This window comes from Aerococcus agrisoli (assembly GCF_003797145.1).
In the GTDB taxonomy this organism is placed as follows: Bacteria; Bacillota; Bacilli; order Lactobacillales; family Aerococcaceae; genus Aerococcus; species Aerococcus agrisoli.
The window spans coordinates 1-4,545 of the sequence record NZ_RKMG01000053.1; the positions used below are offsets into that span (position 1 = coordinate 1).

Sequence of the window (4,545 nt, forward strand, 5' to 3'; positions counted from 1 at the left end):
CTGCTTGACAGGGGGCAGTTCAATTCTCGACTCCTTTTTTATTTTCAATTGAAATCGCCGTTTATCCTTCGATTCCTTCTAATGAGTCAGCTTGGTAATCATCTTCATCATGATGGATACGGTATGAACGAACTAGGGTATTTAATTTAATTAAGGATTCTTCATATGAAACGAGTTGACCAGTGATTAACATCAAGGCATTTGAACGTTCGAATTCTTCTTGTGTAGCAGTTTGTTTGATGGCAGCATATTCAAAGATACTATCCATCAATTCTTGACGGTAATACTGTGTTGGTTGGAAGAAGTTTACTTCTAACGGTGAGATTCGACCATCAAACTTCAAGAAAATTTGTTCATGGGCTGAACATAGGGTTTCGATTCGTTCACGAATTTGCATTCTCAATTCATCTGGCAATTGGAACATGATATTTGTGTGTGTATGTAATACAGCTAAAAGCGCTAGTGATTGTTCAAGAGACATAATGAAGGCCCGGAAAACGACAAGCTTTCTTTTTAACATAGGAATCTTACGTTTAGACCAAACATTTTCATCTTTTAATAGGGTGTATAAACCTTGTGCATGAACGATGCGTTTTTCAGCCCACATAATATCAGATGTTAAAGTAGAGTATTCGCCATTTTTACGAAGGATGGCACGTAATCGAACCAAGACTTCATTTGTTGTTTTATTAATATCTTCATACAAGATAGCGTCATATTTTGGTGGTAAAACAAACACATTCACGATAAGTGAAACAGTTACCCCTAAGAGTGACTCAATGACACGGGCAACAGCACTTTGCATAATCATGCTTGGATCATTCAGCATAATTACTACCAAAGTAATGGTTGCTAAAGAAATTACATTAGACATTTTCATGGCATTTAAAATACCAATGAACATGGTGATGGTCACCCCAATAATAAGCGCGTTATTACCAAAGAAGTGGACCATAAATACAGCAACAACCCCACCCAAAATCGCAGCAAAAACACGATTAAAGAAGGTATCAATTGATCCGCGGACTGTTTGTTGAAGACCTAGAATTGCAGTGAAGGCAGGAATAGCAGGTTCAACAAACGGGAGCCAGTTCGCGAGCAAGATACTCAGGGCCACCCCAAGACCCGTTTTAAACATTCGAGCGCCAAGTTTCATTATTATTCAATCCTTTTATGTTTTCTAAAAATCATCTAATGGCTTTTCATACTATATTACTATGAAATCACCTGAAAATCAGCTTACACGAAGAAAATTTACCTATTCCTTACGTTTCATTGGAAAATAGCCTTATAGTGAAGCAGATTTGTCAATCCCAGCAATCATTGTTTCAATAATCGTGCTACGTAGATTCATTGCTTCAGCCGTACGCACTTCCTCGATTGTTGTACCACCTGGTGTTGAAACAGCATCTTTTAAAGCACCCGGATGCAAGTCAGATTCAATGGCTAATTGGGCTGCACCTTTAACTGCCTGTTTCGCAAAAGCTAAAGCTTGAGGACGAGTTAAACCTTTCGCTACGCCTGCATCTGCCATTGCCTCAATAATCATAAAGATAATTGCAGGACTAGAACCAGCAATTCCTGTAAAAGCATCTAATTGTGTTTCACTTAATGGTTCTGCACTACCGATAGTATTGAAGATTTGAAGAATCAAAGCTTTATCTTCATCGGTTAATTGATCGTTAAATACGACACCAGAAATCCCTTCACCAACTTGTGCTGGAATATTTGGCATCACGCGGGCAAATTTTGCTTGAGCACCCAATTGTTCAGCCGCATTCGCTAAGCTATAACCAGTAGCAACTGAAATCACAATAGTGTCAGCTTTAAGCACTGGTTTAATTTCATCTATGACAGATTGAATTAAATAAGGTTTGACTGCTAAAATCACTACATCTGCATTTTGAGCAGTAGCAATATTGTCCGTAGAAACAGGGACACCATATTTTTCACTGTCAGCTGCAGCTTTTTCTGCGTTGGCACGTGAAGCGCGTAATTGCGCGTTATTTACTTCTTCAGCTTTGATAAGGCCGTTTAAAATAGCCCCACCCATGTTACCAATACCAATAATGGCAATCGTCTTGTCAATTGTTCCCATAATCGTCCTTCTTTCTGGAAAAATAATGATATTTCCTATTCTAGCTTATTCTAGCACATGCATGTATTTTTCGCCCTAAGTTAAATATCGCTATCAATCTTTGTATCGTCCGTTATAATGAAAGCATAACAAAAAAGGAGCGAACAAAATATATGTTTCCTATTCATTATATCCGTGACATTTTCAGTCCAAGTAATATTTTCCATCATCGTTATAAAATGACATGGTGGAAATCGATAGTAGTCATGGTCTTATGGACAATTTTGATGACGATACCATTTTATTCAACTTTTCAACCAACCGAGGATGGCACAGTTAACCAGGCTTTTGAGCAATTAACTATAACATTACCGGATGATACAGCAAGCACACTTGCCTCATTAAATTATGAAAATGGTGTTTTTGCATCAGAAACAACTGATCAAATTATCGAAGGGGACAAAATGGATGTAGTGCTTATCCCAAGTGCGGATAATATAGAAGCTTACTTAAAAGATAATGAATCCATTCTGCTGATATTGCCAGATCAATTTGTCTATCAAGTAGATAGTGATACGCGTTATACTGCTAATCTGCCTTTAGATCTAATAGACCACCTAGGCGACAATGGTCAATTAGTAGAAAGTTTACGTCAAAATTACCATTCTGAAATTAACACACAAAACTTGCAGATGTTACTGATGACCCGACAATTAACTTTCTTTATTTTAGGACTAGGTGGATTACTATTAGTAGCGAGTCGCTTAAATATCTTACAAAAGCACCACTTCCATGATCTATTCTCTTTTGAATACTGTATCGGTATGGTAGCAATGGCCATGGGTGTCCCAGCAATTGTGGCTATAATAGTAGGAACTGTATTCCCAACAGCGGCAGTGATGTTACCAATCTTGTGGATTGGGACGATAGCGATGTTGTATTGGTCATACCGTCAGACATCATTCAAACGAAATACAATGATTTAATACTTCATTGTAGGATTAAGTGAAATGATTTCCATATAAGCATGAAAAGGGTATAATTTATTTATAGAATAAGAAACCGTTTTCTATAAAAGCTACTCGACATGGAGGAAAGAAATAATGAAAAAAGTTGAAATTGGTCATACAGGCTTATTCGTACCAAACCTAGCAGTAGGCTGCATGCGTATCGAAGGTAAAAGCGTAGCCGAAGTGCAAGACTTAATCCAAAAATCAGTAGACGCAGGATTAAACTTCTTCGATCACGCAGATATCTATGTAAGAGAACGCGGTGGTGCTGAAAAACTATTTGGTGAAGCATTCGCTGGCTTAGACATCAAACGTGAAGATATCATTTTACAATCAAAAGTAGGTATCTACTTACCAGGTACGATTAATGGTAATAAACGTAACTACTTCGACTTTTCAAAAGAACACATTCTAACCTCAGTAGATGAAAGTCTAGAACGACTACAAACAGACTATTTAGATATTCTATTGTTGCATAGAAATGATGCACTATGGGAACCAGAAGAAATTGCGGAAGCATTCGAAGAATTAGCAGCAAGCGGAAAAGTACGTCACTTCGGTGTAAGTAACCATACACCTTTACAAGTAGATTTATTGAAACGCTATGTGAAACAAGACATCGTAGCAAATCAAATCCAATTATCACCAGCACATACCTTAGCATTAGACTATGGTTTCAATGTAAACCGTAAAAATGATGAAGGAATCAATCGTGCAGGAGAATTAATCGACTACGCGCGCCTACATGATATGACAGTCCAAGCATGGTCTCCAATTCAGGGTGAAAATGGCGTATTCTTTAATGACCCAGCATACAAAGAGTTGAACGAAAAACTTGAAGAAGTCGGCGCACGCTATGGTATCGACAAAGAAGCTGCGGCTATTGCATGGATCTTGCGTATTCCTGGTCGCACCCAAGTCGTATTGGGCACAACCAACATTGACCGTATCTTAAACTACGCAAAAGGTAGTGACATTCAATTCACACGTGAAGAATGGTACGATATTTATCAAAGTGCAGGTAATTTATTACCATAAGCTAAGCAACGAGATATTATCTGAACAAACGAACTTTCAGCGATGGAAGTTCGTTTTTCTTTATAAAAGTACATTTTTTCAAGAATTTAACAAATTGTGCTTGAAAGGTGAGAAATTACTTGCTATAATTCTTGTTACGGAAATAATTATCAATTGTAATCACGTAAGAAAATATTTTGAATTTTTTCAAAAATATTATTGACTTACATATTGAATACATGGTATTGTTTAATAGTTGTTTTGAGCGCGTTTCAAACGCTGCCATCACAATGAAAAATATTTTAAATTACCTGTTGACAACACGTCAGCTAGTAAGTTATGATATTCAAGTCGCTTCTACAAGAGACGTTAAACATTGAACTTTTAAAAAACTTTTTAAACTTTCTATTGACAAACGTTGAATGAAGATGATATGATATA

4 protein-coding genes are annotated in these 4,545 nt (G+C 37.0%); 2 read left to right on the forward strand and 2 right to left on the reverse strand.

The window, feature by feature from the left end; translation table 11 throughout:
* Positions 1 to 61: 61 nt before the first annotated feature.
* Positions 62 to 1,156 carry an FUSC family protein gene (locus EF384_RS09275; protein WP_123781400.1) on the reverse strand — a complete coding sequence of 365 codons (1,095 nt, stop codon included), beginning with the start codon at positions 1,154 to 1,156 and terminating at the stop codon, positions 62 to 64.
* A gap of 132 nt (positions 1,157 to 1,288) precedes the next feature.
* Positions 1,289 to 2,098: a pyrroline-5-carboxylate reductase gene (proC, locus tag EF384_RS09280; RefSeq protein WP_123781402.1), complete on the reverse strand. Its 810-nt coding sequence runs from the start codon at positions 2,096 to 2,098 to the stop codon at positions 1,289 to 1,291.
* Between the two features lie 152 nt (positions 2,099 to 2,250).
* Between proC and EF384_RS09285 the strand changes: the two genes are divergently transcribed.
* Both EF384_RS09285 and EF384_RS09290 read left to right on the forward strand, forming a co-directional pair.
* On the forward strand, positions 2,251 to 3,063 hold the full coding sequence (locus EF384_RS09285; protein WP_123781404.1) for a DUF1189 family protein: 813 nt from the start codon (positions 2,251 to 2,253) through the stop codon (positions 3,061 to 3,063).
* 117 nt (positions 3,064 to 3,180) lie between these two features.
* Positions 3,181 to 4,125, forward strand: coding sequence for an aldo/keto reductase (locus EF384_RS09290; RefSeq protein ID WP_123781406.1), 945 nt, complete (start codon positions 3,181 to 3,183; stop codon positions 4,123 to 4,125).
* Positions 4,126 to 4,545 lie beyond the last annotated feature (420 nt).

What these genes read in the sequence shown, in the direction of transcription:
- EF384_RS09275 (WP_123781400.1), bottom strand. Translation starts at nt 1,156, where the DNA reads ATGAAACTTGGCGCTCGAATGTTTAAAACGGGTCTTGGGGTGGCCCTG.
- proC (WP_123781402.1), bottom strand. Translation starts at nt 2,098, where the DNA reads ATGGGAACAATTGACAAGACGATTGCCATTATTGGTATTGGTAACATG.
- EF384_RS09285 (WP_123781404.1), top strand. Translation starts at nt 2,251, where the DNA reads ATGTTTCCTATTCATTATATCCGTGACATTTTCAGTCCAAGTAATATT.
- EF384_RS09290 (WP_123781406.1), top strand. Translation starts at nt 3,181, where the DNA reads ATGAAAAAAGTTGAAATTGGTCATACAGGCTTATTCGTACCAAACCTA.